The 25,472-nt window shown below is 70.4% G+C and carries 23 protein-coding genes and 1 pseudogene; 13 read left to right on the top strand and 11 right to left on the bottom strand.

What is annotated here, in order from left to right:
• Window positions 1–309: 309 nt before the first annotated feature.
• The 6 genes from rsmA to J8N05_RS02655 all read left to right on the top strand — a co-directional run bounded on the left by rsmA (window position 310) and on the right by J8N05_RS02655 (window position 9,387).
• On the top strand, window positions 310–1,170 hold the full coding sequence (rsmA, locus tag J8N05_RS02680; RefSeq protein ID WP_210880874.1) for a 16S rRNA (adenine(1518)-N(6)/adenine(1519)-N(6))-dimethyltransferase RsmA: 861 nt from the start codon (window positions 310–312) through the stop codon (window positions 1,168–1,170).
• Window positions 1,171–1,184: 14 nt separating this feature from the next.
• Window positions 1,185–2,084: a 4-(cytidine 5'-diphospho)-2-C-methyl-D-erythritol kinase gene (locus J8N05_RS02675; protein ID WP_210889976.1), complete on the top strand. Its 900-nt coding sequence runs from the start codon at window positions 1,185–1,187 to the stop codon at window positions 2,082–2,084.
• A gap of 251 nt (window positions 2,085–2,335) precedes the next feature.
• Window positions 2,336–4,144 (top strand): ABC-F family ATP-binding cassette domain-containing protein, encoded by a 1,809-nt coding sequence (locus J8N05_RS02670; RefSeq protein WP_210880873.1) that lies wholly within the window; start codon window positions 2,336–2,338, stop codon window positions 4,142–4,144.
• A 212-nt stretch (window positions 4,145–4,356) separates the two neighbouring features.
• Entirely contained in the window at window positions 4,357–6,219 is a 1,863-nt protein-coding gene (locus tag J8N05_RS02665) for an outer membrane protein assembly factor BamB family protein (RefSeq protein ID WP_210880872.1), read from the top strand.
• Window positions 6,220–6,385: 166 nt separating this feature from the next.
• The gene (locus J8N05_RS02660) at window positions 6,386–8,236 is read left to right on the top strand and encodes an outer membrane protein assembly factor BamB family protein (RefSeq protein WP_210880871.1); all 1,851 of its coding nucleotides are present in this window, start codon (window positions 6,386–6,388) and stop codon (window positions 8,234–8,236) included.
• Between the two features lie 446 nt (window positions 8,237–8,682).
• Window positions 8,683–9,387, top strand: coding sequence for a helix-turn-helix transcriptional regulator (locus J8N05_RS02655; RefSeq protein WP_210880870.1), 705 nt, complete (start codon window positions 8,683–8,685; stop codon window positions 9,385–9,387).
• Between the two features lie 102 nt (window positions 9,388–9,489).
• Here the strand turns inward: J8N05_RS02655 and J8N05_RS02650 are convergent, their stop codons facing one another.
• Window positions 9,490–9,804 (bottom strand): hypothetical protein, encoded by a 315-nt coding sequence (locus tag J8N05_RS02650; protein WP_210880869.1) that lies wholly within the window; start codon window positions 9,802–9,804, stop codon window positions 9,490–9,492.
• Between the two features lie 27 nt (window positions 9,805–9,831).
• The gene (locus J8N05_RS02645) at window positions 9,832–11,589 is read right to left on the bottom strand and encodes a sodium:solute symporter family protein (protein ID WP_247706122.1); all 1,758 of its coding nucleotides are present in this window, start codon (window positions 11,587–11,589) and stop codon (window positions 9,832–9,834) included.
• Window positions 11,590–11,712: 123 nt separating this feature from the next.
• Between J8N05_RS02645 and galT the strand changes: the two genes are divergently transcribed.
• Genes galT through galK form a run of 3 tightly spaced genes read left to right on the top strand, consistent with a single transcriptional unit; the run spans window position 11,713 to window position 14,908 of the window.
• Entirely contained in the window at window positions 11,713–12,774 is a 1,062-nt protein-coding gene (galT, locus tag J8N05_RS02640; RefSeq protein ID WP_210880868.1) for a galactose-1-phosphate uridylyltransferase, read from the top strand.
• Complete coding sequence (gene galE / locus J8N05_RS02635; RefSeq protein WP_210880867.1) at window positions 12,771–13,745, top strand: UDP-glucose 4-epimerase GalE; 975 nt, start codon at window positions 12,771–12,773, stop codon at window positions 13,743–13,745. Before galT ends, galE begins: the two co-directional genes overlap by 4 nt.
• On the top strand, window positions 13,745–14,908 hold the full coding sequence (gene galK, locus J8N05_RS02630) for a galactokinase (RefSeq protein ID WP_210880866.1): 1,164 nt from the start codon (window positions 13,745–13,747) through the stop codon (window positions 14,906–14,908). Before galE ends, galK begins: the two co-directional genes overlap by 1 nt.
• 215 nt (window positions 14,909–15,123) lie before the next feature.
• Here galK and J8N05_RS02625 read toward each other — a convergent pair whose 3' ends face one another.
• Window positions 15,124–15,582 (bottom strand): GNAT family N-acetyltransferase, encoded by a 459-nt coding sequence (locus J8N05_RS02625; protein WP_210889974.1) that lies wholly within the window; start codon window positions 15,580–15,582, stop codon window positions 15,124–15,126.
• A 258-nt stretch (window positions 15,583–15,840) separates the two neighbouring features.
• Here J8N05_RS02625 and J8N05_RS02620 point away from each other — a divergent pair, with 258 nt between their 5' ends.
• Window positions 15,841–16,608 (top strand): LuxR C-terminal-related transcriptional regulator, encoded by a 768-nt coding sequence (locus tag J8N05_RS02620; RefSeq protein WP_107015605.1) that lies wholly within the window; start codon window positions 15,841–15,843, stop codon window positions 16,606–16,608.
• Here the strand turns inward: J8N05_RS02620 and J8N05_RS02615 are convergent.
• Window positions 16,567–17,064 (bottom strand): MarR family winged helix-turn-helix transcriptional regulator, encoded by a 498-nt coding sequence (locus J8N05_RS02615; protein ID WP_210880865.1) that lies wholly within the window; start codon window positions 17,062–17,064, stop codon window positions 16,567–16,569. The genes J8N05_RS02620 and J8N05_RS02615 overlap by 42 nt on opposite strands.
• A gap of 118 nt (window positions 17,065–17,182) precedes the next feature.
• Here J8N05_RS02615 and J8N05_RS02610 point away from each other — a divergent pair, with 118 nt between their 5' ends.
• Window positions 17,183–18,001, top strand: a complete 819-nt coding sequence (locus J8N05_RS02610; protein ID WP_210880864.1) for a trans-aconitate 2-methyltransferase — start codon at window positions 17,183–17,185, stop codon at window positions 17,999–18,001.
• A 41-nt stretch (window positions 18,002–18,042) separates the two neighbouring features.
• A pseudogene (locus J8N05_RS47195) lies at window positions 18,043–18,138 on the top strand (glyoxalase); the annotation flags it as partial.
• Here the strand turns inward: J8N05_RS47195 and J8N05_RS02605 are convergent.
• From J8N05_RS02605 to J8N05_RS02590, 4 genes are read right to left on the bottom strand one after another with little or no spacing between them, the layout of a single operon-like run.
• On the bottom strand, window positions 18,113–18,361 hold the full coding sequence (locus tag J8N05_RS02605) for a type II toxin-antitoxin system RelE family toxin (RefSeq protein WP_210880863.1): 249 nt from the start codon (window positions 18,359–18,361) through the stop codon (window positions 18,113–18,115). The pseudogene J8N05_RS47195 and the gene J8N05_RS02605 sit on opposite strands and share 26 nt — an antisense overlap.
• Window positions 18,358–18,609 carry a type II toxin-antitoxin system Phd/YefM family antitoxin gene (locus J8N05_RS02600; protein WP_210880862.1) on the bottom strand — a complete coding sequence of 84 codons (252 nt, stop codon included), beginning with the start codon at window positions 18,607–18,609 and terminating at the stop codon, window positions 18,358–18,360. Before J8N05_RS02600 ends, J8N05_RS02605 begins: the two co-directional genes overlap by 4 nt.
• A 41-nt stretch (window positions 18,610–18,650) precedes the next feature.
• On the bottom strand, window positions 18,651–19,322 hold the full coding sequence (locus tag J8N05_RS02595; RefSeq protein WP_055617961.1) for a TetR/AcrR family transcriptional regulator: 672 nt from the start codon (window positions 19,320–19,322) through the stop codon (window positions 18,651–18,653).
• Window positions 19,319–20,329, bottom strand: coding sequence for an acyl-CoA desaturase (locus J8N05_RS02590; RefSeq protein ID WP_210880861.1), 1,011 nt, complete (start codon window positions 20,327–20,329; stop codon window positions 19,319–19,321). The genes J8N05_RS02595 and J8N05_RS02590 overlap by 4 nt, the downstream gene beginning before the upstream one ends.
• A gap of 298 nt (window positions 20,330–20,627) precedes the next feature.
• Here J8N05_RS02590 and ppc point away from each other — a divergent pair, with 298 nt between their 5' ends.
• Window positions 20,628–23,360: a phosphoenolpyruvate carboxylase gene (gene ppc / locus J8N05_RS02585; RefSeq protein WP_210880860.1), complete on the top strand. Its 2,733-nt coding sequence runs from the start codon at window positions 20,628–20,630 to the stop codon at window positions 23,358–23,360.
• Between the two features lie 62 nt (window positions 23,361–23,422).
• Here ppc and J8N05_RS02580 read toward each other — a convergent pair whose 3' ends face one another.
• The 3 genes from J8N05_RS02580 to J8N05_RS02570 form a co-directional block, all read right to left on the bottom strand.
• Complete coding sequence (locus tag J8N05_RS02580) at window positions 23,423–23,920, bottom strand: hypothetical protein (protein WP_210880859.1); 498 nt, start codon at window positions 23,918–23,920, stop codon at window positions 23,423–23,425.
• Window positions 23,921–23,995: 75 nt separating this feature from the next.
• On the bottom strand, window positions 23,996–24,607 hold the full coding sequence (gene pth / locus J8N05_RS02575; protein WP_210880858.1) for an aminoacyl-tRNA hydrolase: 612 nt from the start codon (window positions 24,605–24,607) through the stop codon (window positions 23,996–23,998).
• Between the two features lie 97 nt (window positions 24,608–24,704).
• Window positions 24,705–25,289, bottom strand: a complete 585-nt coding sequence (locus J8N05_RS02570) for a 50S ribosomal protein L25/general stress protein Ctc (protein WP_210880857.1) — start codon at window positions 25,287–25,289, stop codon at window positions 24,705–24,707.
• Window positions 25,290–25,472 lie beyond the last annotated feature (183 nt).

Genomic DNA, 25,472 nt, shown 5'->3' with positions numbered 1-25,472 from the left:
TTCGTAGGGGTCGTCCCACCGGGGCTGCGCCCCGGGCCCCGCGGGGGTTTCGTCCGCGGGCCGGTGGGGGCTTGTCGCGCAGTTCCCCGCGCCCCTCGGGGCGGGGCTGCGCCCCGGGGCCCCGGGAGGGTTTCGTCTGCGGGTCCGGTGGGGGTCGGTCGCGCCGTTCCCCGCGCCCCTGAAAGGCGGGGCTGCGCCCCGCTTTCAGCCCGTCCGGCGTTTGAGGACGAGCGCGTTAGCGCGACAGGGGGTGTGGGGGCGCAGCCCCCACGGACGGGAGTCGGCCGTGGTCACCCGTACCCTTGGGGCGTGACCAGCCCCGCCTCCGACGCCCTTCTGGGCCCCGCCGACATCCGCGAACTCGCGGCAGCGCTCGGCGTACGGCCCACCAAGCAGCGCGGTCAGAACTTCGTCATCGACGCCAACACCGTGCGGCGCATCGTCCGGACCGCCGACGTCCGTCCCGAGGACGTGGTCGTCGAGGTCGGACCGGGCCTCGGGTCGCTGACCCTCGGGCTCCTGGAGGCGGCCGACCGGGTCGTCGCCGTCGAGATCGACGACGCCCTCGCGGGCGCGCTGCCCGCCACGATCGCCGCCCGCATGCCGGACCGCGCCGAGCGGTTCTCACTCGTCCACGAGGACGCCATGCAGGTGTCCGAGCTGCCCGGCCCCGCCCCGACGGCCCTGGTCGCGAACCTCCCGTACAACGTCGCCGTGCCCGTGCTGCTGCACATGCTCGACACCTTCCCCACCATCGAGCGCACCCTCGTGATGGTGCAGGCGGAGGTCGCCGACCGGCTGGCCGCGCCGCCCGGCTCGAAGGTCTACGGCGTGCCCTCCGTGAAGGCGAACTGGCACGCCGACGTCAAGCGCGCCGGATCGATCGGCCGCAACGTCTTCTGGCCCGCCCCGAACGTGGACAGCGGACTCGTCTCGCTGGTCCGCCGCGCCGAGCCGGTGAAGACGACCGCCTCCCAGCGCGAGGTCTTCACCGTCGTGGACGCCGCCTTCGCCCAGCGCCGCAAGACCCTGCGGGCAGCGCTGGCCGGCTGGGCCGGTTCGGCGCCGGCCGCCGAGGCCGCGCTGGTCGCCGCCGGGGTCTCGCCGCAGGCGCGCGGTGAGTCCCTGACGGTGGAGGAGTTCGCACGGATCGCGGAGAACAAGCAGTGAGCGCGACGGACGGCGTGACGGGAAGCGTGACCGTACGGGTTCCCGCCAAGGTCAATGTCCAGCTGGCCGTGGGCGGCGCCCGGGCCGACGGGTTCCACGACCTCGCCAACGTGTTCCTCGCCGTCGGCCTGTACGACGAGGTGACGGTGACCCCCGCCGACACCCTCCGGATCACCTGCGAGGGGCCCGACGCGGCCCAGGTGCCCCTGGACCGTACGAACCTGGCGGCGCGGGCGGCGGAGAAGCTGGCCGCGCGGTACGGGCTCCGGCCCGATGTGCACATCCACATCGCGAAGGACATCCCGGTCGCCGGGGGCATGGCGGGCGGCTCCGCCGACGGCGCGGGCGCGCTGGTCGCCTGCGACGCCCTCTGGGGTACGGGTGCCTCGCGGGAGGAGCTGCTTGAGATCTGCGCCGAGCTCGGCAGCGACGTGCCGTTCAGCCTGGTCGGCGGGGCCGCGCTCGGCACCGGACGCGGGGAGAAGCTGCGGGTCCTGCCGGTCGGGGGCAGCTTCCACTGGGTGTTCGCCGTCGCCGACGGGGGGCTGTCGACGCCGGCGGTGTACGGGGAGTTCGACCGGCTCAACGACGGGGTCGCGGTGCCTGAGCCGGTCGCCTCCGGGGTGCTGCTCGATGCGCTGGCCTCGGGGGACGTCCCGGCGCTGGCCGGGGCCCTGTCCAACGACCTGCAGCGTGCCGCGCTGTCTCTGCGGCCGTCGCTGGCCTCGACGCTGGCCGTCGGGGTCGAGGGCGGGGCGCTGGCCGCGATCGTGTCGGGGTCCGGGCCCACGACGGCGTTTCTCGTCGCCGATGCGGAGGGTGGGGCGAAGGTGGTTTCCGCGTTGGTGGCGGCGGGGGTCTGTCGCGCTGCGCGCGTGGCTGTGGGGCCGGTGCGTGGGGCTGTTCTGGTGTGACCTGCACGGTCGGGTGTCGGGTGCGGGTGTGTGGGGGCGGGCCCAAAAGATTGCGCAGTTCCCCGCGCCCCTAAAAGCGACAAGATTGCGCAGTTCCCCGCGCCCCTAAAAGCGACAAGACTGCGCCGTTCCCCGCGCCCCTGGGGCTGCGCCCCTGAACGACCCCGCCCACCCTTTCCGGGCAGTCGGAAGGATCACCCTTCCGGGCGACTACCCTGGAAGGTCGATCGATCCCCCTTGTCAGGAGTGCGATGGCCGTCAATCTGGTCAATGTCGAGGCAGTCAGCAAGGTGTACGGAACCCGTGCGCTGCTCGACGGAGTCTCCCTCGGCGTGTCCGAAGGGGACCGGATCGGCGTGGTCGGCCGTAACGGTGATGGCAAGACCACGCTGATCCGGATGCTCGCGAAGCTGGAGGAGGCCGACTCCGGGCGCGTCACGCACTCGGGCGGTCTGCATGTCGGCGTCCTCACCCAGCACGACTCCCTGGACCCCGCGGCCACCGTCCGGCACGAGGTCATCCGGGACATGGCCGACCACGAGTGGGCGGGCAACGCCAAGATCAGGGACGTACTGACGGGCCTGTTCGGCGGGCTCGACCTGCCCGGCTTCCCGCAGGGCCTCGACACCGTGATCGGACCGCTGTCCGGCGGTGAGCGGCGGCGCATCGCGCTGGCCAAGCTGCTCATCGACGAGCAGGACCTGATCATCCTCGACGAGCCCACCAACCACCTCGACGTGGAAGGCATCGCCTGGCTGGCGCGGCATCTGCGCGAGCGCCGGTCCGCACTCGTCTGCGTCACCCACGACCGCTGGTTCCTGGACCAGGTCTGCACCCGCATGTGGGACGTGCAGAAGGGCGCCGTCTACGACTACGAGGGCGGTTACACCGACTACGTCTTCGCGCGCGCCGAGCGGGAGCGCATCGCCGCCACCGAGGAGGTCAAGCGGCAGAACCTGGTCCGCAAGGAGCTGGCCTGGCTGCGCCGCGGCGCCCCCGCCCGTACGTCCAAGCCGCGGTTCCGCGTCGAGGCCGCCAACGAACTGATCGCGGACGTGCCGCCGCCCCGCGACAGCAGCGAGCTGATGAAGTTCGCCTCGTCCCGGCTCGGCAAGACGGTCTTCGAGCTCAAGGACGTCACCGTGCAGGCCGGGCCCAAGGTGCTCCTCAAGCATCTGACCTGGCAGCTCGGTCCGGGCGACCGGATCGGTCTGGTGGGGGTGAACGGCGCCGGCAAGACCTCCCTCCTGCGGGCCATGGCGGAGGCCGCCCGTTCCGACGGCGAGACCCAGCCCGCCGCGGGCCGGGTCGTCACCGGCCGGACCGTCAAGCTCGCCTACCTCTCCCAGGAGGTCGGCGAACTCGACCCGAACCTGCGGGTGCTGCAGGCCGTCCAGGCGGTCCGCGACCGGGTCGACCTCGGCAAGGGCCGGGAGATGACCGCGGGCCAGCTCTGCGAGACCTTCGGGTTCAACAAGGAGAAGCAGTGGACGCCCGTCGGCGACCTCAGCGGCGGTGAGCGCCGCCGGCTGCAGATCCTGCGGCTGCTGATGGACGAGCCGAACGTCCTCTTCCTCGACGAGCCGACGAACGACCTCGACATCGAGACCCTCACCCAGCTGGAGGACCTCCTCGACGGCTGGCCTGGCTCCCTGATCGTGATCTCCCACGACCGGTTCTTCATCGAGCGCACGACCGACCGGGTCTTCGCGCTCCTCGGCGACGCGACCCTGCGGATGCTGCCGCGCGGTATCGACGAGTACCTGGAGCGGCGTCACAAGATGGAGGAGGCCGCCGCGGCCTCGGCCCCGGCCGCGGACAAGGGGGCTTCGCCCACCGCGGTATCGGCCAAGGAGGACCGCGCGGCGAAGAAGGAACTCCAGAAGATCGAGCGGCAGCTGGACAAGATCTCCGAGAAGGAGAGCAAGCTGCACACGCAAATCGCCGATAACGCCACGGACTTCGGGAAGGTGGCCAAACTGGACAGCGAGCTGCGTGAACTGGCCACCGAGCGCGAGGAGTTGGAAATGCGCTGGCTGGAGCTCGCCGACGACGCGTGAAGAGCGCGTGAACAAGCGTAACGAGGGCATCACGGGCCGGTTCTCCCTTGGAAACAGGGGTGAACCGGCCCGGTGTTCGAGCGCTCCAGGGTGATAGAAAGAGCCGACTGAGAACACTCTCAGGCTCTATGACAACCACTGTGAGTGCATCGCCTGCTGCGGTGCGTACTGCAGGGCATGGCTAAAAATCAGTGAAGAGGGGGAACGCGCTGATGACTCAGCCGCCTGAAAAGCCGTCGCAGCAGGGCGGGTTCGGAGCGCCGCAGGACCAGCCGCCGCAGGGCGGCTTCGGACCTCCGCAGGACCCGCGCGGCGCCACGCCGCCACCGCCCGCCCAGCCGCCGGCGGCCCCGCCGCCCCCGCAGGGCGCACCACAGACCCCGCCGCCTCCGCAGGGCGCGCCGGGCACCCCGCCGCCCGCGCCCGGTTACGGCTACCCGCAGCAGCCCGGCCCGTACGGGCAGCCCCAGCAGCCCGGCCCGTACGGCTATCCGCAGCAGCCGGGCCCGTACGGCCAGCCCGGTCCCTACGGTCAGCCCCAGCAGCCGGGGCCCTACGGCCAGCAGCAGCCCGGGTACGGCTACCCGACGCAGCCGCAGTTCCCGGGCGGGCCCGGCACCCCGCCCGGCGGTGGCTCGCGCAGCCCCTTCAAGGGGAAGCCCGCCATGATCATCGGAGCCGCGCTGGCCGCGGTGCTCGTCATCGGAGGCACCGTATGGGCCGTCTCCGGCGGTGACGACGACGGCGGTGGCAAGAAGAAGCCCGTCGCCGACAAGAGCCAGGACGCCAAGCCCTCCGGGTCCGACGCGCCCATCAACCCCGGTGACGGCGACGGCGACGGCAACGCCGGTTCCGAGGACCTCAACGAGGGCCGCCAGGCCGGTGAGGCGAAGGTGCTCTGGTACAAGGAGGCGCCCGACGCGCCCGGTTCCGGCGCCGACGCCCCCGGTATGTGGATCACGGACAAGGTCGCCGTGAAGGCCGCGTACAAGCAGGTCTTCGCCTACGACGTCGCCGACGGCAAGGTCAGCTGGCCCGCGATCACGTTCCCGCAGCCGATCTGTGCCGCGTCCGCCCAGAAGACGTCCGACGACAAGGTCTTCGTGGCGTACAAGGAGGGCACCAAGTCCTCCGCCGAGTGCAACCAGGTCGTGCAGATCGACCTCGCCACCGGCAAGAAGGGCTGGACGCAGAAGATCCCGAAGGGCGACCTGTTCGACAGCTCCCTGAGCCTCAGCCTGAACATCTCCGGGAACACGCTGCTGGTCGGCCGCTCCATGTCCGGCGTCGGCTACGACACGGACAGCGGCGACAAGCTCTTCGACAAGAAGAAGTACGACAACTCCTGCTTCCCGTCGGCGTTCGCGGGCGGCGCCAAGATGCTCTCCGTCGCCTCCTGCGGCGCGGGCGGCGACGACGAGCACGACGAGGTGCAGGAGCTCGACCCGGCGACCGGCAAGGCCAAGTGGACCAAGAAGATCCCCAAGGGCTGGCGCGTGGAGCGCGCGTACTCCGTCGATCCGGTCGTCCTCTACCTCACCAACGCGGACAAGAAGCAGTGGAACGTCACCACGCTGAAGAACGACGGCACGGCCCGTTCGCAGGTCGACGTCGACGAGTCGTTCGCGCCGGAGTGCGGCTGGGCGATCCTCTCGCGTGACCTCCAGGGCTGCGAGGGCGTGGCGGCCGACGCCAACACCCTCTATCTGCCGACCGAGGCGAAGAGCGGCGCCAACGAGATCGTCGCGATCAGCCTGGAGAGCGGCAAGGAGAAGTGGCGCGCCAAGTCCCCGGTGGACGATTCGATGGTGCCCCTGAAGATGGACGGCACGGACCTCGTCGCGTACGTGGGTCCCTCGTACGACGCGGGCGGCCGGATCGTCTCGATCCCGACCGGCGGCGGTGCGCACACCCCGAAGACGCTGCTGCAGAACCCGCAGGGCGCGGCGGACGTGGAGAACGGTTTCTTCTCGAAGGCCGTCGACTGGGTGGACGGGCGCTTCTACCTCTCCACCACCCGGCTGACCGGCAACGACGAGTCGAAGGAGAAGCTGATGCTGGCCTACGGCAAGTGACCTGGCCCGTCTCCGCTCACGCCGCTCGCGCCGCCCGCGCCCGCCGCGCGAGCGGAGGCCCCACCGGAGGCCCCACCGGAGGCCCCACCGGCGTCTCCCGGGCTTCCCGGGCCTTCCACGCCTTCCGCGTTTCTTCCGTCCCCTTCGCACCCGAGGTACACACGTCATGAGCCAGCCGCCGCCCCCGCCGCCGAACCAGCCGCCCCAGGGTGGCGGTTTCGGCGCCCCGCAGGACCCGCCCCCGGGCGGGTTCGGACCGCCCACGCCGCCCGCCGGGCCCCCGCAGCAGCCCCAGCCGGGCTACGGCTACCCGCAGGCGCCCCCGCCCCAGACTCCGCCCCAGGCGCCGCAGACTCCGCCCCCGGCCGGCCCGCCCGCCGCGCCGCAGGGCCCGCCGCAGCAGCCGTACGGCTACCCGCAGGGACCCCCGCAGCCGCCGACCGCGCCCGGTTACGGCTACCCGGGCCAGCAGCCGCAGCAGGGGTACGGCTACCCGGGGCAGCAGCAGCCCCAGTACGGCTACCCGCAGCCCCACACCATGCCCATGCAGCCGCAGGCCCCCAAGGGCGGGAAGAAGTTCGGCGCCCAGGCGGCGATCATCGTCGCGGCCGTGGTGGCGATCGGACTGATCGTCGGCGGCGGTGTCTGGTACGCGAGCTCGTCCGGCAAGGACGACAAGGACACCTCCGCGGGCCCCGGCGGCACCGAGGGCAAGGGCGGTGACGGCGGCGACGACGGCACGGGCGGTGGCGGTGGCGGCGGCTCGGAGAAGGTGCCGTCCAGCACCAGTGCGAAGGTCCTCTTCCAGGTGCCAGCGCCCGAGGTCCCCAAGAAGGAGGTCTGGAGCGTCGAGGGCTCCTGGCTGACGGACAAGGTGTACGCCAAGGCGGGCGTGCGCAAGGTCGTCGGCCACGACCCGGACACCGGCAAGGAGACCTGGACCCTGCCGCTGACGGGCCTGACCTGCGCCGGCTCGCCCGAGGTCACCAAGGACGGCGTCGCCGTGGTGGTCGCGGAGGACGCCCCGCGCACCAAGGCCGACCCGTACCCGTCGTGCACCGAGGTCACGGCCTTCGACGTGAACACCGGCAAGGCGCTCTGGACGAAGTCCGTGGCCCCGGGGGGCGGTGAGAAGGCCAAGTTCAAGGAGGCCAGCATCTCCGGCACCACGGTCGCGGTGGGCTCCGGCCTCGACGGCGGCGCCGCCTTCGACATCACCGACGGCAAGGTCCTGTGGCAGCCGAAGGTCAGCTCGTGCGAGGACGTGGGCTACGCGGGCGGCGAGCAGCTGGTCGCGGTCCGCAAGTGCGGTGACTACGGCAACGAGAAGTACGAGGTCCAGCGGCTCGACCCGAAGACGGGCACCGTCAAGTGGAGCTACAAGCTCCCCGCGGGCATCGACAACGCCAAGGTGATCTCCACCAAGCCGGTCGTCTTCGGTGTGGACTCCGGTGAGATCACCGCGTCCGGCGCGACCGACGTCTTCTCGCTGGACGACAGCGGCAAGCTGCGTACGAAGATCACGCTGGAGGACGGTAAGTACGCGCACGACTGCGGGGTGAACAAGGTCCACAGCTGCAAGGCGATCGCGGTCGGCAACGACAAGCTGTACGTGCCGACCAAGCAGCACGAGGGCGACGAGAAGTACAGCCGGGTCAACGAGATCGTGTCCTTCTCGCTGGCCACCGGCAAGTCCACGAGCGACCGGGCCGACGCCGGCGACGGCTACGAGATCTGGCCGGTCCGGATGGACGGCACCGACATCATCGCGTACAAGAACGGCCCCTACGACAAGGGTTCCCAGGTCGTCTCCATCGACGGCAAGTCCTTCAAGGAGACCAAGCTCCTGGAGACCCCGGCCACCGACCAGGTCCGCAGCGCGATCAGCGGAATGGTGCCCAAGTCGTCGGAGATGCTGTACACGGCCGGCCGGCTCTTCATGGCCGAGGACCTGGTCAGCGCCCCGTACTCCAAGGACGAGAAGGACTACGCGGCGATCGGGTTCGGCGCCGAGTAGCCCGCGCGGCGCCCCCGCGCTCCGCGGAACGCCCCCGTCGCCCGCTTCCCGGGCGGCGGGGGCGTTCCGCTGTCCTGCCGAAAGGACGGCGCGTCGGCAGGGCGGTGAGACGGCCGGGAAATGGTCCAAGGGCGATACGGGGTGGTCAAACAGTGGTCCGGGTCAGGCTTGTTCGCTGCGGAGTGTGGCAAGTTGCCCCCCTGCGCTCGACGGAGACCCATGATCAAAGGAAACTTCCGGGTGTATACCCGTGTGTTGACGCGGGGAGGTTGTCTTTCACGCGCCGTTCCACGAATGAGATGAATCTTTACATAACGGGGCACTTCTCTTCACTGGGGGGAGCGCAACGTCGAACAAGCGTGTAGCTTCCGGGGGATGGAGAGCCGGGGGGCTCCTATCCATGGGGTACCAGTAGGGATCCTGGGGGGACTGGGGGGTTGGGCTCGATGGGAGTGCGGCTCATGGTGGTCGACGACCACCGACTGCTCGCCGAGGCGCTCGCCTCGGCCTTGAAACTGCGCGGGCACCGCGTGCTGGCCGCGGCCGCGCCCGCCGCGGGAGCGGCGGAGCTGGTGATCACCAGGGCACCCGAGGTGTGCCTGATCGGCACGGCCACGCCTGCCGAACCGGGCATCTTCGACCCGGTGGTGAAGATCAAACGGGAGCGGCCGCAGGTCGCGGTGCTGGTCCTCGGACCGGTGCCCAACCCGCGGGGCATCGCCGCCGCGTTCGCCGCCGGCGCCTCCGGTTACGTACGGCACGACGAACGCATAGAGGGTGTCGAGCGCGCCATCATGAAGGCACGCGCGGGGGAGGCCGCGGTGGCGCCGCAGCTCCTCCAGGGCGCCTTCAGCGAACTGCTCAACCCGGCCGCGCAGCCCGACGACGAGGGCCAGCGGCTGCTCCAGATGCTGACGCCCCGCGAGGTGGAGGTGCTGGTGCGGGTGGCCGACGGCGAGGACACGCGGCTCATCGCGGCCGGTATGGGCATAGCGCCGAGCACCGCCCGCACGCACGTCCAGCGGGTACTGATGAAGCTGGGCGTGGGCTCCCGCCTTGAGGCGGCCGCCCTGGCGGCCCGCACGGGCCTGCTGGACCGCGCGGGCCCGGTCTCCCAACACTCGACAACGGGCCCGGCCCCGGAACTCTGAGCACCCCGTGCCCCTTCAGGGGCGCGGGGAACTGCGCGACCGGCCCCCACCGGCCCGCAGAGAACGAACCGCCGGAGGGAGGCGGCTCGGGCCCGTCGGCCGTCACACCTTCGGGGGCCCCTCCGTAGAGGATTCGTCCGGCACAGGCGCAGCCGAAGGCCGCAGCCACAGCCAGCCCAGGAAGAACAGGCCCAGGGCCAGCATCCCCAGCCCCGTCCAGAGGTTGATGTTGACGCCCTCCGCCTTGTCGATGTCGGCGTCGGACGCGGTGATCCCGGCGATCGTCACGATGATCCCGTAGACCACGAAGAGGCCGCCGATGATGCGGCGGATGTCGAAGAGCCGGGCCGCGGTGGCCGACTTTCCCTGCAGTTCGGTGACTTCGCGATGGACGTCACGCTCGGAGTGGTCGCTCATGGGCTGTCGGTCCTTCGGTGACGGTGATCAGAACGAGAACGGGATGTAGCAGGCGGCGGCCAGAACGACGGCCCCCCAGCCGAGCAGCGCCGGCTTGCGGTACCAGGCGTCGTCGCCCGAGTCGGCCGGCTCCTCCATACCGGGGGAGCTGGTCCCGTACACCAGCCCGCGCAGTTCCTCCTCCGGCTTCGGCGCGGTGAAGAGGGAGACGGCGAACATCACGACCGCGCCCGCCACGAATCCGGCGATCGCGGAGACGAAGTTGGCGCCCTGGTCGGAGGGGATGCCGATGATGTCCTGTTTGTAGAGGACGAAGTAGTTGACCATCGCGGCCGTCGTACCGGCCAGCAGCCCCCAGAAGCCGGACTTCATGGACGCGCGCTTCCAGAACATGCCGACGATGAAGACGACGAACATCGGCACGTTGAAGAAGGAGAACAGCGTCTGGAGGTAGCTCATGATGTTCGAGAAGGACGAGGCGAGGAACGCCGTGCCGATCGACGCCAGCACCCCGATCGCCGTGATGAGACGGCCGAAGCGCACGTAGTACGCGTCCTCCTCGTCCCGCTTCACGTACTTGCCCCAGATGTCGTTCGTGAAGACGGTGTTGAAGGACGAGATGTTGGCCGCCATGCCCGCCATGAACGCCGCCAGCAGGCCCGTCACCGCGATGCCGAGGACGCCGTTGGGGAGCAGGTCCTCCATCAGGTACGGGATCGCGTCGTTGTACTGGAGGTCCGAGCCGGCGGTGCCGATCTTCGGTACGAGCACGGCCGCGACGAGCCCGGGGATCATCACCAGGAACACGATGAAGATCTTCGGGAACGCGGCGATGAGCGGGGTGCGCTGGGCCGCGGACAGGTTCTTCGCGGACAGGGCGCGCTGTACCTCGGCGAAGTTGGTCGTCCAGTAGCCGAAGGAGAGCACGAAGCCGAGGCCGAGCACGATGGTCAGCCAGTTGGCGCCGAGCGGGTTGTCGCTGCCGATGCCGGTGCCGCCCCACGCGGTGGTGAAGTCACCGCCGTGGCTCGCCGTCAGGGAGTCGGTCAGACCGTCCCAGCCGCCGACCTTCTTCAGACCGAGCACCGTGAGCGGGATGAGCGCGGCAAGGATGACGAAGAACTGCAGCACCTCGTTGTAGATCGCCGAGGACAGACCGCCGAGGGTGATGTACGCGAGCACGAAGGCGCCCGCGACGACGATCGACACCCACTCCGGCCAGCCGAGCAGCGCCTCGACGACGATGGCGAGCGCGTAGAGGTTCACGCCCGCGATGAGGACCGCGGCGAACGCGAACAGCACGGAGCTGAGCAGATGCGCGCCCCGGTCGAAGCGCAGCAGCAGGAACTCAGGGACGGACCTGACCTTCGAGCCGTAGTAGAAGGGCATCATCACCAGGCCCAGGAAGACCATGGCGGGGATGGCGCCGATCCAGTACCAGTGCACGGTGTAGACGCCGTACTGGGCGCTGTTGGCGGCCATCCCCAGGATCTCGGTCGCGCCGAGGTTGGCGGCGACGAAGGCCAGTCCGGTCACCCAGGCGGGCAGCGAGCGCCCGGAGAGGAAGAAGTCGAGGCTGGTCTTCACCGAGCGGCGGGCGGCGAAGCCGATGCCGAGCACGACGACGAAGTAGATCGCCAGGATCGTGTAGTCGAGCCAGTTGGTCGGGAGCCGCAGCTCCGCCGCCAGGGGTGCGGCCAGGTCCGGGCCCAGGGGAGTGGCCAGGTCCGGGGCCGGGACCGTGACCGGGACCAGGTCCGTGACCGGGTATGTGGGGGTCTGCATCCTGCTCTCACTTCGTCTTGGTGTTCTTTGTTCGGTTGTGGTGCTGACTTACGTGGGGGTTTGTGGTTTGATGTGTTTGATTCTGTTTATTGGTTTGATCGGGTTAGGGATGGGGAGTCCGGCGTGAAGAAGACCTCGACCCGGCTGGCCGACGGTCGTGAGCTCATCTACTACGACTCGCGCGACGACACCGTGCGCGACGCGGTGGACCGGCGCCCGCTCGACCGGACGGTCACCACTTCGGAGGTACGGCGCGACCCGCTGCTCGGTGACGCGGTGGCCATCGCCTCGCACCGGCAGGGCCGCATCTACCACCCGCCGGCCGACGAGTGCCCGCTGTGCCCGTCCGAGGGCGACCGGCTGAGCGAGATCCCGGACTCGTCGTACGACGTCGCGGTGTTCGAGAACCGTTTCCCCTCGCTGGCCGGGGACTCCGGGCGGTGCGAGGTCGTCTGCTTCACCTCGAACCACGACGCGTCCTTCGCCGATCTGACGGAGGAGCAGGCGGCCCTGGTCCTGGAGGCGTGGACCGACCGCACGGCCGAGCTGTCGCATCTTCCCTCCGTGGAGCAGGTGTTCTGCTTCGAGAACCGCGGCGCCGAGATCGGTGTGACCCTCGGACATCCGCACGGGCAGATCTACGCCTACCCCTTCACGACGCCTCGAACGGCCCTGATGCTGCGCTCGCTGGCGGCGCACAAGGAGGCGACCGGCGGGGAGAACCTCTTCGACGCCGTGCTGGAGCGGGAGCTCGCCGACGAGCGGGTCGTCCTGGAGACCGAGCACTGGGTGGCCTTCGTGCCGTTCTCGGCGCACTGGCCCTACGAGGTGCACCTGTATCCGCGCCGCCGCGTGCCCGATCTGCTGGGCCTGGACGAGGCCGCGCGCACAGAGTTCCCCCAGGTCTATCTGGAACTGTTGAGGCGCTTCGACCGGATCTTCGGCGAAGGTGAGCCTCCGACGCCGTACATCTCGGCCTGGCACCAGGCGCCGTTCGGCACGCTGGAGGAGTTCGACGGCGTGGTGCGTGAGGACTTCGCGCTCCACCTTGAGCTTTTCACCATCCGCCGCACTTCCGGCAAGCTGAAGTTCCTCGCGGGTTCCGAGTCCGGCATGAACGTGTTCATCAACGACGTGCCGCCGGAGACCGCGGCCCAGCGACTGCGAGAGGTAGCGAGTTCATGAGTGGGAAGTACCTGGTCACCGGCGGTGCGGGCTATGTGGGAAGCGTGGTCGCCCAGCACCTGCTGGAGGCGGGCCACGAGGTGACCGTCCTCGACAACCTCTCCACCGGCTTCCGCGAGGGCGTCCCGGCCGGGGCCGCCTTCGTCGAGGGCGACATCCGCGACGCCGCGAAGTGGCTGGACCCCTCGTACGACGCCGTGCTGCACTTCGCCGCGTTCTCGCAGGTCGGCGAGTCGGTCGTGAAGCCCGAGAAGTACTGGGACAACAACGTCGGCGGCACGATGGCCCTGCTCGGCGCCATGCGCGAGACGGGCGTGCGCACGCTGGTCTTCTCCTCCACGGCGGCGACGTACGGCGAGCCGGAGACCACCCCGATCACCGAGTCCGCGCCGACGCTGCCCACCAACCCCTACGGCGCCTCCAAGCTCGCCGTCGACCACATGATCACGGGCGAGGCGGCCGCGCACGGACTGGCCGCCGTCTCGCTGCGCTACTTCAACGTGGCGGGCGCGTACGGCAGCAGCGGTGAGCGGCACGACCCCGAGTCGCACCTCATCCCGCTCGTCCTCCAGGTCGCCCAGGGCCGCCGCGACGCCATCTCCGTCTACGGCGACGACTACCCGACGCCCGACGGCACCTGCGTCCGCGACTACATCCACGTCGCCGACCTCGCGGAGGCGCACCTGCTGGCGGTCGCCGCCGCGCAGCCCGGCGAGCACCTGATCTGCAACCTCGGCAACGGCAACGGCTTCTCGGTCCGCGAGGTGATCGAGACCGTCCGCAAGGTGACCGGACACCCGATCCCCGAGGTCGCGGCGCCGCGCCGGGCCGGCGACCCGGCGGTCCTCGTCGCGTCCGCCGCCACGGCCCGCGACCGGCTCGGCTGGAACCCGTCCCGCGCGGATCTCGCGGGAATCGTCGCGGACGCGTGGGAGTTCGCGCAGAACAACGCGAAGGCGGAGGGGCACTAGTGGGGACGCAGGAAGCGGTTCAGCAGGTCCGCGGCGGTTTCGAGAAGCTGTACGGGACACCCCCCGAGGGGATCTGGGCGGCGCCCGGCCGGGTCAACCTGATCGGTGAGTACACCGACTTCAACGAGGGCTTCGTCATGCCCCTCGCGCTGCCGCACACGGCGGTGGCCGCGGTCTCGCGCCGCGACGACGGGGTGCTGCGCATCCACTCGGCCGACATCGAGGGCCCGGTCGTCGAACTGCACGTCGACGGCCTCGCCCCGCTGACGAACACCAGCTGGGCGGCCTACCCCGCCGGGGTCGTGTGGGTCCTGCGCGAGGCCGGGCACACCGTCACCGGCGCGGACATCCACCTCGCCTCGACGGTCCCGACGGGCGCGGGCCTGTCCTCCTCGGCGGCGCTTGAGGTCGTCACTGCCCTGGCCCTGAACGACCTGTACGAACTCGGCCTCACCGGGCCCGAGCTGGCCCGCGTCGCCCAGCGCGCGGAGAACGACTTCGTGGGCGTGCCCTGCGGGATCATGGACCAGACCGCGTCCGCCTGCTGCACCGAGGGCAACGCCCTCCACCTCGACTGCCGCGACCTGTCGATCCGGCAGGTCCCCTTCGACCTCCCGGCCCAGGGGCTCCAGCTCCTCGTCGTCGACAGCCGCGTCAAGCACGCGCTGGGCGACGGGGCGTACGCGGAGCGGCGGGAGGGCTGCGAGGAGGGTGCGCGGCAGTTGGGCGTGCCGTTCCTGCGGGACCTCGCGTACGAGGACCTCGACGCGGCGCTCGACCGGCTCTCGGACGAACGGCTGCGGCGGTACGTGCGGCACGTCGTCTCGGACGACCACCGGGTCGAGGAGGTCATCGCGCTTCTCGACGCGGGGGACATCCGGGGGATCGGGCCCGTCCTGACGGCCGGCCACGAGTCGCTCCGTGACGACCTGCGCATCTCCTGCCCGGAGCTGGACCTCGCCGTCGCCACGGCGAACCAGGCCGGGGCGTTGGGGGCGCGGATGACGGGTGGCGGGTTCGGCGGCTCGGCCGTCGTGCTGGTCGAGGCGGCGGACGCGGACACGGTCACGAAGGCGGTGGGTGAGGCGTTCGCGGCGGCCGGGTACACGGCGCCGCGCGTCTTCCCGGCGGTGCCGTCGGAGGGGGCCCGGCGGGTGGGCTGACGGGTTTTTCGCCCCCGCCGCCCCTACCCTTCCCGTCACTGACTCGGGGGCGCGGCCCCCGAACCCCCGGTCCTCAAACGCCGGACGGGCTGAAAGATGTCTTTCAGCCCGTCCGGCGTTTGAGGACGAGCGCGAAGCGCGATCAGGGGGCGAGGGGCGCAGCCCCATGCGTGGACGGGAACGGGTAGGGGCGGCGGGGGCGAGAGAAGGGCCGGTCAGAGCAGCAGGCGCTTCGTCAGGGTGTACTCCGTGATCCCCGGGGGATAGTCCGGGATCGCGCACACCACCTCGTACCCCTGCTTCCGGTAGAAGTCCGGCGCCTGGAAGTCCCACGTCTCCAGCCGGGACGCCCGGCACCCCCGCGACGAGACGGCCAGACGTTCCGCCCGGGACAGCAGATGCGACCCGAGCCCGGCCCCGCGGTGGCGCCCGTCGACCCAGAGATAGGCGACATGCAGCCACGTCGCCCACGTGTGCCCGATCAGCCCGCCCGCGACCGAGCCCCCCGGCTCCACCGCCCACACCTGGAGCGGAACTTCCCGTTCACCAGGGGTTCCGCTCAGAGAACGCAGCACCGGAGACGCCGCCGTATTGGCCTCCCGCAGCCGAGACCGCAGGAATTGGCTACGCTCTTTGTCGACTTCTGTCTCGATACGAAACATACGGCACACCATAAACGCGTCGGCCAATCAGTTCTGCAAATCACCTTCCGCTCCTGCCGCACGGCCTTACTCTGATGAGCAGCACCGGTGGGGGCCGGTGCCGATCAGGGGGCGAGACAGTCGGGTACGACGCCCGAAGTGGGGGTAGCAGTCTCAGCACGGCGGCGGCCGTGCGACTGCGGCACCCCGTTTTCTGAGCCGACAGGAGGCTCGGGAACACCTCGGGCGCCGTACCTGCGCCGGTCCGTCCCCCGACCAGTGGGGGTTTTTGTGGTTCGCATCCGTGTTCTGGTCGTCGACGACCATCGTATTTTCGCCGAGTCGCTCGCCGCCGCCCTGGCCGCCGAGCCCGATGTCGATGTCTCCGCGGCGGGCAGTGGCCCGGCCGCGCTGCGCTGCCTGGAACGGGCGGTCGCGGAAGGCCGCAGGTTCGACGTGCTGCTCGTCGACGCCGACCTCGGCGGCAATGTGCCGGGTGTCCGCCCGGCCGTGCCCGTGCACGACAACAACGAAGAAGGCCTGGTCGACGGCATCTCGCTGGTGGCCGGCGTCCGTTCGGGCCAGCCCGGTGTCCGTACCGTCGTACTCGCCGAGAAGGACGATCCGCGGCGTGCGGCTCTCGCCCTGCAGGCGGGCGCCTCGGGCTGGGTGGCCAAGGACTGCTCGCTGTCCCGGCTGCTGACCGTCATCCGGGGGGTGCTGCGGGACGAGACGCATCTGCCGCCCGCCCTGCTCACGGGTGTGCTGCGTGAGCTGACCGCCGCCCGCAAGCACCGCACCGAGAGCGAGCGGCTGGTGGAGTCGCTGACCCCGCGCGAGCGCGAGGTGCTGCGGTGCATGGTGGCGGGGCTGGGGCGCAAGGCCGTCGCCGAGCGGCTGTTCCTCTCCCCGCACACGGTCCGCACGCATATGCAGAACGTGCTGGGGAAGCTGGGCGTGCACTCGACCCTCGCGGCCGTGGCGCTCGCCCGCCGGGCCGGGGTCGGTCCGGTGGACCTAGCCGGGGATGTTGTCGAACGGGGCGGTCAACTGGCGTAGCAGCCCGGCCAGTTCGCCGCGCTGGGCCCGGCTGAGCTCCGCGAGGATCGCGCGCTCCTGGTCGAGGAGTCCGGCGAGCGCCTGGTCGGCGCGGTCGCGGCCCTCCCCGGTGAGGCGCACGAGTACGCCCCGGCGGTCGCTGGGGTCGGGGAGCCGCTCGACGAGGCCCTTCTTCGCAAGCCGGTCGATACGGTTCGTCATCGTGCCCGAGGTGACGAGGGTCTGGGTGAGCAACTGCCCGGGGGAGAGCTGGTACGGGGCTCCCGCGCGCCTCAGTGAGGTCAGCACGTCGAACTCCCAGGGTTCCAGGGCGTGCTCGGCGAACGCGATGCGCCGGGCCCGGTCCAGATGCCGCGCGAGCCTGCTCACGCGGCTGAGCACTTCGAGTGGTTCCACGTCGAGGTCGGGGCGCTCCCGGCGCCATGCTGCGACCAGCCGATCGACCTCGTCCTCCATGGCGATCAGTGTAGTGGTTGTGTCGATGTGAAGTCTCTTGATGTGAAGTATCTTGACGACGAGATAGTTGGGGTGTGAGGGTGGAGGTCGGCCCGTCCTGACGTCTTGGAGGCTCCCGATGTCCGCCACCACCACTCCCACCTGGGATCCGGGGCAGTACCTGCGCCATGCCGAACATCGCGCGCGGCCCTTCGCGGAACTGCTCGGCCGCGTTCCCGCTCTGCCCGGTGAACCGGCCCGGATCGCCGATCTGGGCTGCGGGCCCGGCAACGTCACGGTCCAGCTCGTCGAACGGTGGCCGGGGGCGTACGTCACCGGGTACGACAACTCTCCTCAGATGCTGGCCCGCGCCGAGGAGCACGCGGGGTCGACCGGCGGGGGTGGCCGTCTGGACTTCGCCCACGCGGACCTCACGGAGTGGGCGCCTGCGGAGACGTACGACCTGGTCGTCTCGAATGCCGCGCTGCAGTGGGTGCCGGGGCATCTGGAGGCGTTCGGGACGTGGCTCGACGCGGTGGCCGCCGGCGGGACCTTCGCCTTCCAGGTGCCGAACAACATCGACGCGCCCCTGCATGCCCTGATGCGCGAACTCGCGGTCTCCCCGCGGTGGAAGGGGCGGCTGGGCGGAGTCCTCCGGCGCCCCGACTCGGTGCACGACCCGCTCGTCTATCTGGACCGGCTGGCGCGGCTGGGCTGCGAGGTGGATGTCTGGGAGACGACGTACATGCAGCTTCTTCAGGGGGAGGACGCCGTCCTCGACTGGTCGAAGGGGACGGGGATGCGGCCGGCCCTCACGGCTCTCGCCGACGACCCGGAAGCCGGGGACGCCTTCACCGCCGAATACCGCGACCTGCTCCGCACGGCCTACCCGACGGCCGCGTACGGCACGGTCCTGCCGTTCCGGCGGCTGTTCGCGGTGGCACGGAAGACCGGCTGACCCGGATGCTGACGGCGGTGGACCACGTCCAGCTCGCCGCACTTCCCGGACGTCGGCGGTTCTACTCCGAGGACCCCGTGGGCAACCGGCTGGAGTTTCTGGAGCCTTGTCTCAGGGGGTCCGGCCCAGGTTGGTGACCAGGATGCGGATCACGTCCTCGTCGATCACGTAGAGGACGCGGTAGTCGCCGACGCGCAGCCGCCGGATGTTCGGGCCGTACGCGGTGGAGCCGGTGGGGCGCGGCTCCTTGGCGAGGGTGTCGACGGCTTCGTAGACGGCGGCGAGTCCCGCGGGGTCGTCCTTGAGGAACCGCACGGCCGCGTTCGTGGCGGTCGGTTCCCAGGTGATTCGGTAGGTCATGGCCGCAGCCCCAGCATGCGCCCGACCTCCTCGTGGGACACGCCCTCTCCCAGCGTCCCCTCAGCCTTGCGGCGCTGGTAGTCGGCGACCGCGAGCGCGTCCTCCAAGTCCTCTATGACCTGTGGCGAGACAAGCAGCGCCGCCACATGACCATGGTCGGTGAGGGCGATCGTCTCGCGGCCGTGGGCCGCGCGGCGGACGAGGTCACCGAGCTGGGAACGGGCGGCGCTGATCGCGATCTCAGTCATGGGTGCATTGATATCACAAGGTTCATCTTGTGGTACGTGCATTAACTCTTTCGGCGCCCTATCAGCCGAGGCTTCGCCTCCAGGCCGTCCAGGCCGTGCCAGGCCAGGTTGACCAGGTGGGCCGCCACCTCCGCCTTCTTGGGGCGGCGGACGTCCAGCCACCACTGGCCGGTGAGGGCGACCATGCCCACCAGGGCCTGGGCGTAGAGAGGGGCCAGTTTGGGGTCGAAGCCGCGGCGCTTGAACTCGCGGCCCAGGATGTCCTCCACCTGCGTGGCGATGTCCGAGATCAGGGACGCGAAGCTGCCCGTCGACTGGGGGATCGGGGAGTCGCGGACCAGGATGCGGAAGCCGTCCGTGTACTCCTCGATGTAGTCGAGGAGGGCGAAGGCCGCCTGTTCGCAGAGTTCCCGGGGGTGGCCCGCGGTGAGGGAACTCGTCACGCCGTCCAGCAGGCGCCGCATCTCGCGGTCGACCACCACCGCGTACAGGCCCTCCTTGCCGCCGAAGTGCTCGTAGACGACCGGCTTGGAGACGCCGGCCTTCGCCGCGATCTCCTCCACCGACGTCGCCTCGAAGCCCTTCTGGGCGAAGAGGGTGCGGCCGATCTCCAGCAACTGGGCCCGTCGCTCCGCCCCCGTCATCCGGGTGCGGCGTGCGCGCCGCGGCTTTTCATTGCTGGGTGTGCTGGAGTCGGCCACGCCGTCAATCATGCCGCCTCGGCCGTCTCCGACTTGCGCCGGGCGCCCTTCTCGTCCGGGTTGCGACGGGAATCGATACGTGAGCGTGACGGCCAGCGCACGTCGTAGGCCCAGCCGAGGCGCTCGAACCAGCGGATCAGACGGGCCGACGAGTCCACCTGGCCGCGCTCCACACCGTGCCGGGCCGAGGTCGGGTCCGCGTGGTGGAGGTTGTGCCAGGACTCGCCGCAGGACAGGACGGCCAGCCACCACACGTTCCCCGAGCGGTCACGCGACTTGAAGGGGCGCTTGCCCACCGCGTGGCAGATCGAGTTGATCGACCACGTCACGTGGTGCAGCAGCGCCACCCGGACCAGCGAGCCCCAGAAGAAGCCGGTGAACGCGCCCCACCAGGACATCGTCACCAGGCCGCCGATCAGCGCGGGGAGCGCGATGGACAGGCCCGCCCACAGGAGGAACTGGCGGGAGATCGCGCGGAGCGCCCGGTCCCGGATCAGGTCCGGCGCGTACTTCTCCTGCGGAGTCTGCTCCTCGTCGAACATCCAGGCGATGTGGGCCCACCACAGGCCCTTCATCAGGGCCGGGACCGTCTCCCCGAAGCGCCACGGCGAGTGGGGGTCGCCCTCGGCGTCGGAGAACTTGTGGTGCTTGCGGTGGTCGGCCACCCAGCGGACCAGCGGCCCTTCGACGGCCATGGAACCGGCGATGGCGAGCGCGATCCGCAGGGGCCGCTTCGCCTTGAAGGCGCCATGGGTGAAGTAGCGGTGGAAGCCGATCGTGATGCCGTGGCAGCCCAGGAAGTAGAAGAACACCAGCAGACCGAGGTCCAGCCAGCTCACACCCCAGCCCCAGGCCAGCGGAACCGCCGCCAGGACGGCCAGGAAAGGGACGGTGATGAAGAGGAGAAGGGTGATCTGCTCGATGGAACGCTTCTTCTCGCCGCCCAGCGTGGCGGAGGGGACGGGGGAGTCGTCGTGCGCCCTCGGGGCGTCATCGATCACGTCGGAACTTGCGGTCATGGGGGCGTCCCCTGGGGGGTCGAGGAGGGTGGGTGTGGCCGGTAAGCGTGGCTGTGGGTAGCCGGAAACAGCGCTTACGGTTGCGTAACCTACGGCGTCGTAAGTATGGCAGCGCGTTGCCCCGGGGCAAGAGCCCGAGAGACTGCGCGTCCGGATGGACACCTATCCTTGGTCTCGGTCGGACAGCGCGGTCCGCTCTGTTTCATTCCCGTATGCCCAGCCGCTGATGCGGCACGTGCCGCCTCGGGCCGACGGGTTCCCCTCCAGACGAGCTTCAACACTGCAAGGAGCCGCACCTGTGAGCAGTGCCGACGACCAGAACACGACAACCGGCAGTGAACTGCGCGCCGACATCCGCCGCCTCGGAGATCTGCTGGGCGAGACCCTCGTACGGCAGGAGGGACCCGAGCTCCTGGAGCTGGTCGAGAAGGTCCGCCGCCTCACCCGCGAGGACGGTGAAGCCGCCGCCGAGCTGCTGCGCGGCACCGAACTGGAGACCGCGGCCAAGCTGGTCCGCGCCTTCTCCACCTACTTCCATCTGGCCAACGTCACCGAGCAGGTGCACCGCGGCCGCGAGCTGCGCGCCCGGCGCGCCGCCGAGGGCGGCCTGCTCGCCCGGACGGCCGACCGCCTCAAGGACGCCGACCCCGAGCACCTGCGCGCCACCGTCAAGAACCTCAACGTCCGCCCCGTCTTCACCGCGCACCCCACCGAGGCGGCCAGACGGTCGGTCCTCAACAAGCTGCGCCGCATCGCCGCCCTGCTGGAGACCCCGGTCATCGAAGCCGACCGGCGCCGCTACGACACCCGTCTGGCCGAGAACATCGACCTGGTCTGGCAGACGGACGAGCTGCGGGTCGTGCGCCCCGAACCGGCCGACGAGGCCCGCAACGCCATCTACTACCTGGACGAGCTGCACGCCGGCGCCGTCGGGGACGTCCTGGAGGATCTGACCGCGGAACTGGAGCGCGTCGGCGTCCAGCTGCCGGACGAGACCCGTCCCCTGACCTTCGGCACCTGGATCGGCGGCGACCGCGACGGCAACCCGAACGTGACCCCGCAGGTCACCTGGGACGTCCTCATCCTCCAGCACGAGCACGGCATCAACGACGCGCTGGAGCTGATCGACGAACTGCGTCACTTCCTCTCCAACTCCATCCGCTACACCGGTGCCACCGAGGAACTGCTCTCCTCGCTGCAGTCCGACCTGGAGCGGCTGCCGGAGATCAGCCCCCGCTACAAGCGCCTCAACGCCGAGGAGCCCTACCGGCTCAAGGCCACCTGCATCCGCCAGAAGCTGGAGAACACCAAGCTCCGCCTCGCCAAGAACATCCCGCACGAGGACGGCCGCGACTACCTCGGCACCGCCGAGCTGCTGCGCGACCTCACGCTCATCCAGAGCTCCCTGCGCGAACACCGCGGCGCCCTGTTCGCCGACGGCCGCATGAACCGTACGATCCGCACGCTCGCCGCCTTCGGCCTGCAGCTCGCCACCATGGACGTACGCGAGCACGCGGACGCCCACCACCACGCGCTCGGGCAGCTCTTCGACCGGCTCGGCGAGGAGTCCTGGCGCTACGAGGACATGCCGCGCGAGTACCGGCACAAGCTGCTCGCCAAGGAGCTGCGCTCGCGCCGGCCGCTCGGACCGACCCCGGCCCCGCTGGACGCCGCCGGAGCGAAGACCCTCGGAGTCTTCGAGACCGTCAAGAAGGCGCTGCGGGTCTTCGGGCCCGAGGTCATCGAGTCGTACATCATCTCGATGTGCCAGGGCGCCGACGACGTGTTCGCCGCCGCCGTGCTCGCCCGTGAGGCCGGACTCCTCGATCTGCACGCCGGCTGGGCGAAGATCGGCATCGTGCCGCTGCTGGAGACGACCGACGAGCTCAAGGCCGCCGACACCATCCTTGAGGACATGCTGTCCGACCCGTCCTACCGGCGGCTCGTGGCCCTGCGCGGCGATGTCCAGGAGGTCATGCTCGGATACTCCGACTCGTCGAAGTTCGGCGGCATCACGACGAGCCAGTGGGAGATCCACCGGGCGCAGCGGCGCCTGCGCGACGTCGCCCACCGGTACGGCGTACGCCTGCGGCTCTTCCACGGCCGCGGCGGCACCGTCGGCCGCGGTGGCGGCCCCTCGCACGACGCGATCCTCGCGCAGCCGTGGGGCACGCTGGAGGGCGAGATCAAGGTGACCGAGCAGGGCGAGGTCATCTCCGACAAGTACCTCGTGCCGTCGCTGGCCCGGGAGAACCTCGAACTGACCGTCGCGGCCACCCTCCAGGCGTCCGCGCTGCACACCGCGCCCCGCCAGTCCGACGAGGCGCTCGCCCGCTGGGACGCCGCCATGGACGTCGTCTCGGAGGCCGCCGAGGCCGCCTACCGCCGGCTGGTCGAGGACCCGGACCTGCCGACGTACTTCCTCGCCTCCACGCCGGTCGACCAGCTCGCCGACCTGCACCTGGGCTCGCGGCCCTCCCGCCGCCCCGGCTCGGGCGTCTCGCTCGACGGCCTGCGCGCCATCCCGTGGGTGTTCGGCTGGACCCAGTCCCGGCAGATCGTCCCCGGCTGGTTCGGTGTCGGCGCCGGTCTGAAGGCGCTGCGCGAGGCCGGTCTCGACAGCGTCCTGGAGGAGATGCACGAGCAGTGGCACTTCTTCCGCAACTTCATCTCCAACGTCGAGATGACGCTCGCCAAGACCGATCTCCGGATCGCCCGCCACTACGTCGAGACCCTCGTCCCCGAGGAGCTCCAGCACGTCTTCGCCACCATCGAGGCCGAGCACGAGCTGACCGTCCGCGAGGTGCTGCGCATCACCGGTGAGGCCGAACTCCTCGACGCCCACCCGGTGCTCAAGCAGACCTTCACGGTCCGCGACGCCTACCTGGACCCGATCTCGTACCTCCAGGTGGCCCTCCTCAAGCGGCAGCGCGACGCGGCCGCGGCCGGCTCCGAGCCGGACCCGCTGCTGTCCCGCGCCCTGCTCCTGACGGTCAACGGTGTGGCGGCGGGTCTGCGCAACACCGGCTGACCCGCGGACACACGGAAGGGGGCCGGGCGGTCGTCACGACCGCCCGGCCCCCTTCCGCATGTCTAGAGCGCCAGGAACGCCGTCGTCACCAGCGCCAGGCCCGCGCCGCCGAGCACCCAGCCCAGCCGGGTCCTGCCCAGACCGCCCGCCACCACCACCGAGGCGAGCATCAGCGCGCCGCCCAGCGGCACCCAGGCGTAGAGCAGGCCGCCGGTGCCCGCGCGGACGACCTCGTCGGTGCCGGGCTTCACCACGACCGTGTACGTGCGGCCCTTCTCCACGGCCACCTCGCTGTCGAGGACGACCCGGTCCCGGGCGGTGGAACCCTCCGACGTGGGCCGGTACGGGCCCGTGCAGTGGTCGTCGGCGCACTTGGTGACCGTCATCGTGCCGCGTTCACGGCCCTTGGTGAGCATCACGTGCTGGGCGGTGCCCCAGGAGGCCCAGACGCCCGCGATCAGGATCAGCACCGCGACCGTACCCATCGCCGCGAACTGCCCGAACCGCAGTGCCGCGGCCGTTTTCGGACGGGAGGCGCGGGCGTGGGAATGGGCGGGCATGGCGGCGATCCTTGGCCATGCCCGTGCGGTCGGTCAACTCCGGTGGGGCTCAGGCAGGGTTCACGTACCGCATTGTCATGAGTTGTACGTCGACTGCGCCCGCTCCAGACCCTCGACGACCAGAGCCTCCACCGCGTCCGCGGCCCGGTCCACGAAGTAGTCCAGCTCCTTGCGCTCCGCGGAGGAGAAGTCCTTCAGTACGAAATCGGCCACCTGCATACGCCCCGGCGGACGCCCGATCCCGAACCGCACCCGGTGATAGTCCGGGCCCATCGCCTTCGTCATCGACTTCAGGCCGTTGTGGCCGTTGTCGCCGCCGCCCAGCTTCAGCCGCAGCACGCCGTGGTCGATGTCCAGCTCGTCGTGGACGGCCACGATGTTCGCCGTCGGGACCTTGTAGAAGTCCCGCAGGCCCGTCACCGGACCGCCCGACAGGTTCATGTACGACATCGGCTTCGCCAGGATCACCCGGCGGTTCAGCGGCCCCGGCGGGCCGATCCGCCCCTCGATCACCTGGGCCTGCGCCTTGCCCGCCCGCTTGAACTTGCCGCCGATCCGCCCGGCGAGGAGGTCGGCCACCATGAAGCCCACGTTGTGGCGGTTCATGGCGTACTCGGGGCCGGGGTTTCCGAGCCCCACGATCAGCCAGGGCGCGCCTGGTTCCGTGGTCACGTCCGTCACTCCCATAAGTCCTTGACCGGCGCTGCCGGTGCGGTTCGGGGGATACGCGTCGGCCGCCGCCCCCTGGGGAGCGGCGGCCGGCGAACAGTGATCCGGTGCGGGATCAGGCCTCGGCGGACTCGTCGGCCGCGTCGTCCGAGGGCTCCTCCGACTGGGCGGCCAGGACCTGCAGGACGACCGCGTCCTCGTCGATGGACAGCGTGGTGCCCTCGGGCAGCGTGATGTCCTTCGCGAGGATGGAGGCGCCGGCCTCCAAGCCCTGGATGGAGACGGTGACCGACTCGGGGATGTGCGTGGCCTCGGCCTCGACGGTCAGCGTGCTCAGCACGTGCTCAAGGATGAACGCGCCCGGGGCCAGGTCGCCCTCGGTCTGCACGTAGACCTCGACGTTGACCTTCTCGCCGCGCGTCACCAGAAGCAGGTCGACGTGCTCAAGGAAGCCCTTGATGGCGTCACGCTGGACGGCCTTCGGGATCGCGAGCTGGGTCTTGCCCTCGATGTCCAGGGTCAGCAGGACGTTCGGGGTGCGCAGGGCGAGCTGCAGCTCGTGGCCCGGCAGCGTGATGTGGACCGGCTCGCCACCGTGGCCGTAGACCACCGCGGGAACCTTGCTCTCACGGCGGATGCGGCGCGCGGCGCCCTTGCCGAACTCGTTACGGGTCTCGGCGGCGAGCTTGACCTCGGACATGATCACTCCTCGTAGTTCAGGGAAAGCCAGGGAAGAAGTCACCCGGCCGAACCGTCGGCCTGCTACGAAGAGCGCGTCGATAACGGACCGCCGCACCAAAGAGTGCGGCCTCCCTCGCCGAGCAACTGTGACAGCTTACGTGGCGGGGAGGCCGTACAAGAAATCGATCTAGAGGGGTCCTCG

It is taken from the genome of Streptomyces liliiviolaceus (assembly GCF_018070025.1).
GTDB lineage: Bacteria > Actinomycetota > Actinomycetes > Streptomycetales > Streptomycetaceae > Streptomyces > Streptomyces liliiviolaceus.
This window is presented reverse-complemented; position numbering and strand designations above follow the sequence as displayed.

Bases quoted from the DNA above. Each gene is read 5' to 3' on its own strand.
- J8N05_RS02610 (WP_210880864.1), top strand. From the start codon at position 17,183: ATGTCCGCCACCACCACTCCCACCTGGGATCCGGGGCAGTACCTGCGC.
- J8N05_RS02590 (WP_210880861.1), bottom strand. From the start codon at position 20,329: ATGACCGCAAGTTCCGACGTGATCGATGACGCCCCGAGGGCGCACGAC.
- J8N05_RS02600 (WP_210880862.1), bottom strand. From the start codon at position 18,609: ATGACTGAGATCGCGATCAGCGCCGCCCGTTCCCAGCTCGGTGACCTC.
- J8N05_RS02570 (WP_210880857.1), bottom strand. From the start codon at position 25,289: ATGTCCGAGGTCAAGCTCGCCGCCGAGACCCGTAACGAGTTCGGCAAG.
- J8N05_RS02625 (WP_210889974.1), bottom strand. From the start codon at position 15,582: ATGGTGTGCCGTATGTTTCGTATCGAGACAGAAGTCGACAAAGAGCGT.
- J8N05_RS02670 (WP_210880873.1), top strand. From the start codon at position 2,336: ATGGCCGTCAATCTGGTCAATGTCGAGGCAGTCAGCAAGGTGTACGGA.
- galE (WP_210880867.1), top strand. From the start codon at position 12,771: ATGAGTGGGAAGTACCTGGTCACCGGCGGTGCGGGCTATGTGGGAAGC.
- J8N05_RS02645 (WP_247706122.1), bottom strand. From the start codon at position 11,589: ATGCAGACCCCCACATACCCGGTCACGGACCTGGTCCCGGTCACGGTC.
- J8N05_RS02615 (WP_210880865.1), bottom strand. From the start codon at position 17,064: ATGGAGGACGAGGTCGATCGGCTGGTCGCAGCATGGCGCCGGGAGCGC.
- J8N05_RS02660 (WP_210880871.1), top strand. From the start codon at position 6,386: ATGAGCCAGCCGCCGCCCCCGCCGCCGAACCAGCCGCCCCAGGGTGGC.
- J8N05_RS02650 (WP_210880869.1), bottom strand. From the start codon at position 9,804: ATGAGCGACCACTCCGAGCGTGACGTCCATCGCGAAGTCACCGAACTG.
- J8N05_RS02595 (WP_055617961.1), bottom strand. From the start codon at position 19,322: ATGATTGACGGCGTGGCCGACTCCAGCACACCCAGCAATGAAAAGCCG.
- J8N05_RS02665 (WP_210880872.1), top strand. From the start codon at position 4,357: ATGACTCAGCCGCCTGAAAAGCCGTCGCAGCAGGGCGGGTTCGGAGCG.
- J8N05_RS02605 (WP_210880863.1), bottom strand. From the start codon at position 18,361: ATGACCTACCGAATCACCTGGGAACCGACCGCCACGAACGCGGCCGTG.
- J8N05_RS02580 (WP_210880859.1), bottom strand. From the start codon at position 23,920: ATGCCCGCCCATTCCCACGCCCGCGCCTCCCGTCCGAAAACGGCCGCG.
- pth (WP_210880858.1), bottom strand. From the start codon at position 24,607: ATGGGAGTGACGGACGTGACCACGGAACCAGGCGCGCCCTGGCTGATC.
- J8N05_RS02655 (WP_210880870.1), top strand. From the start codon at position 8,683: ATGGGAGTGCGGCTCATGGTGGTCGACGACCACCGACTGCTCGCCGAG.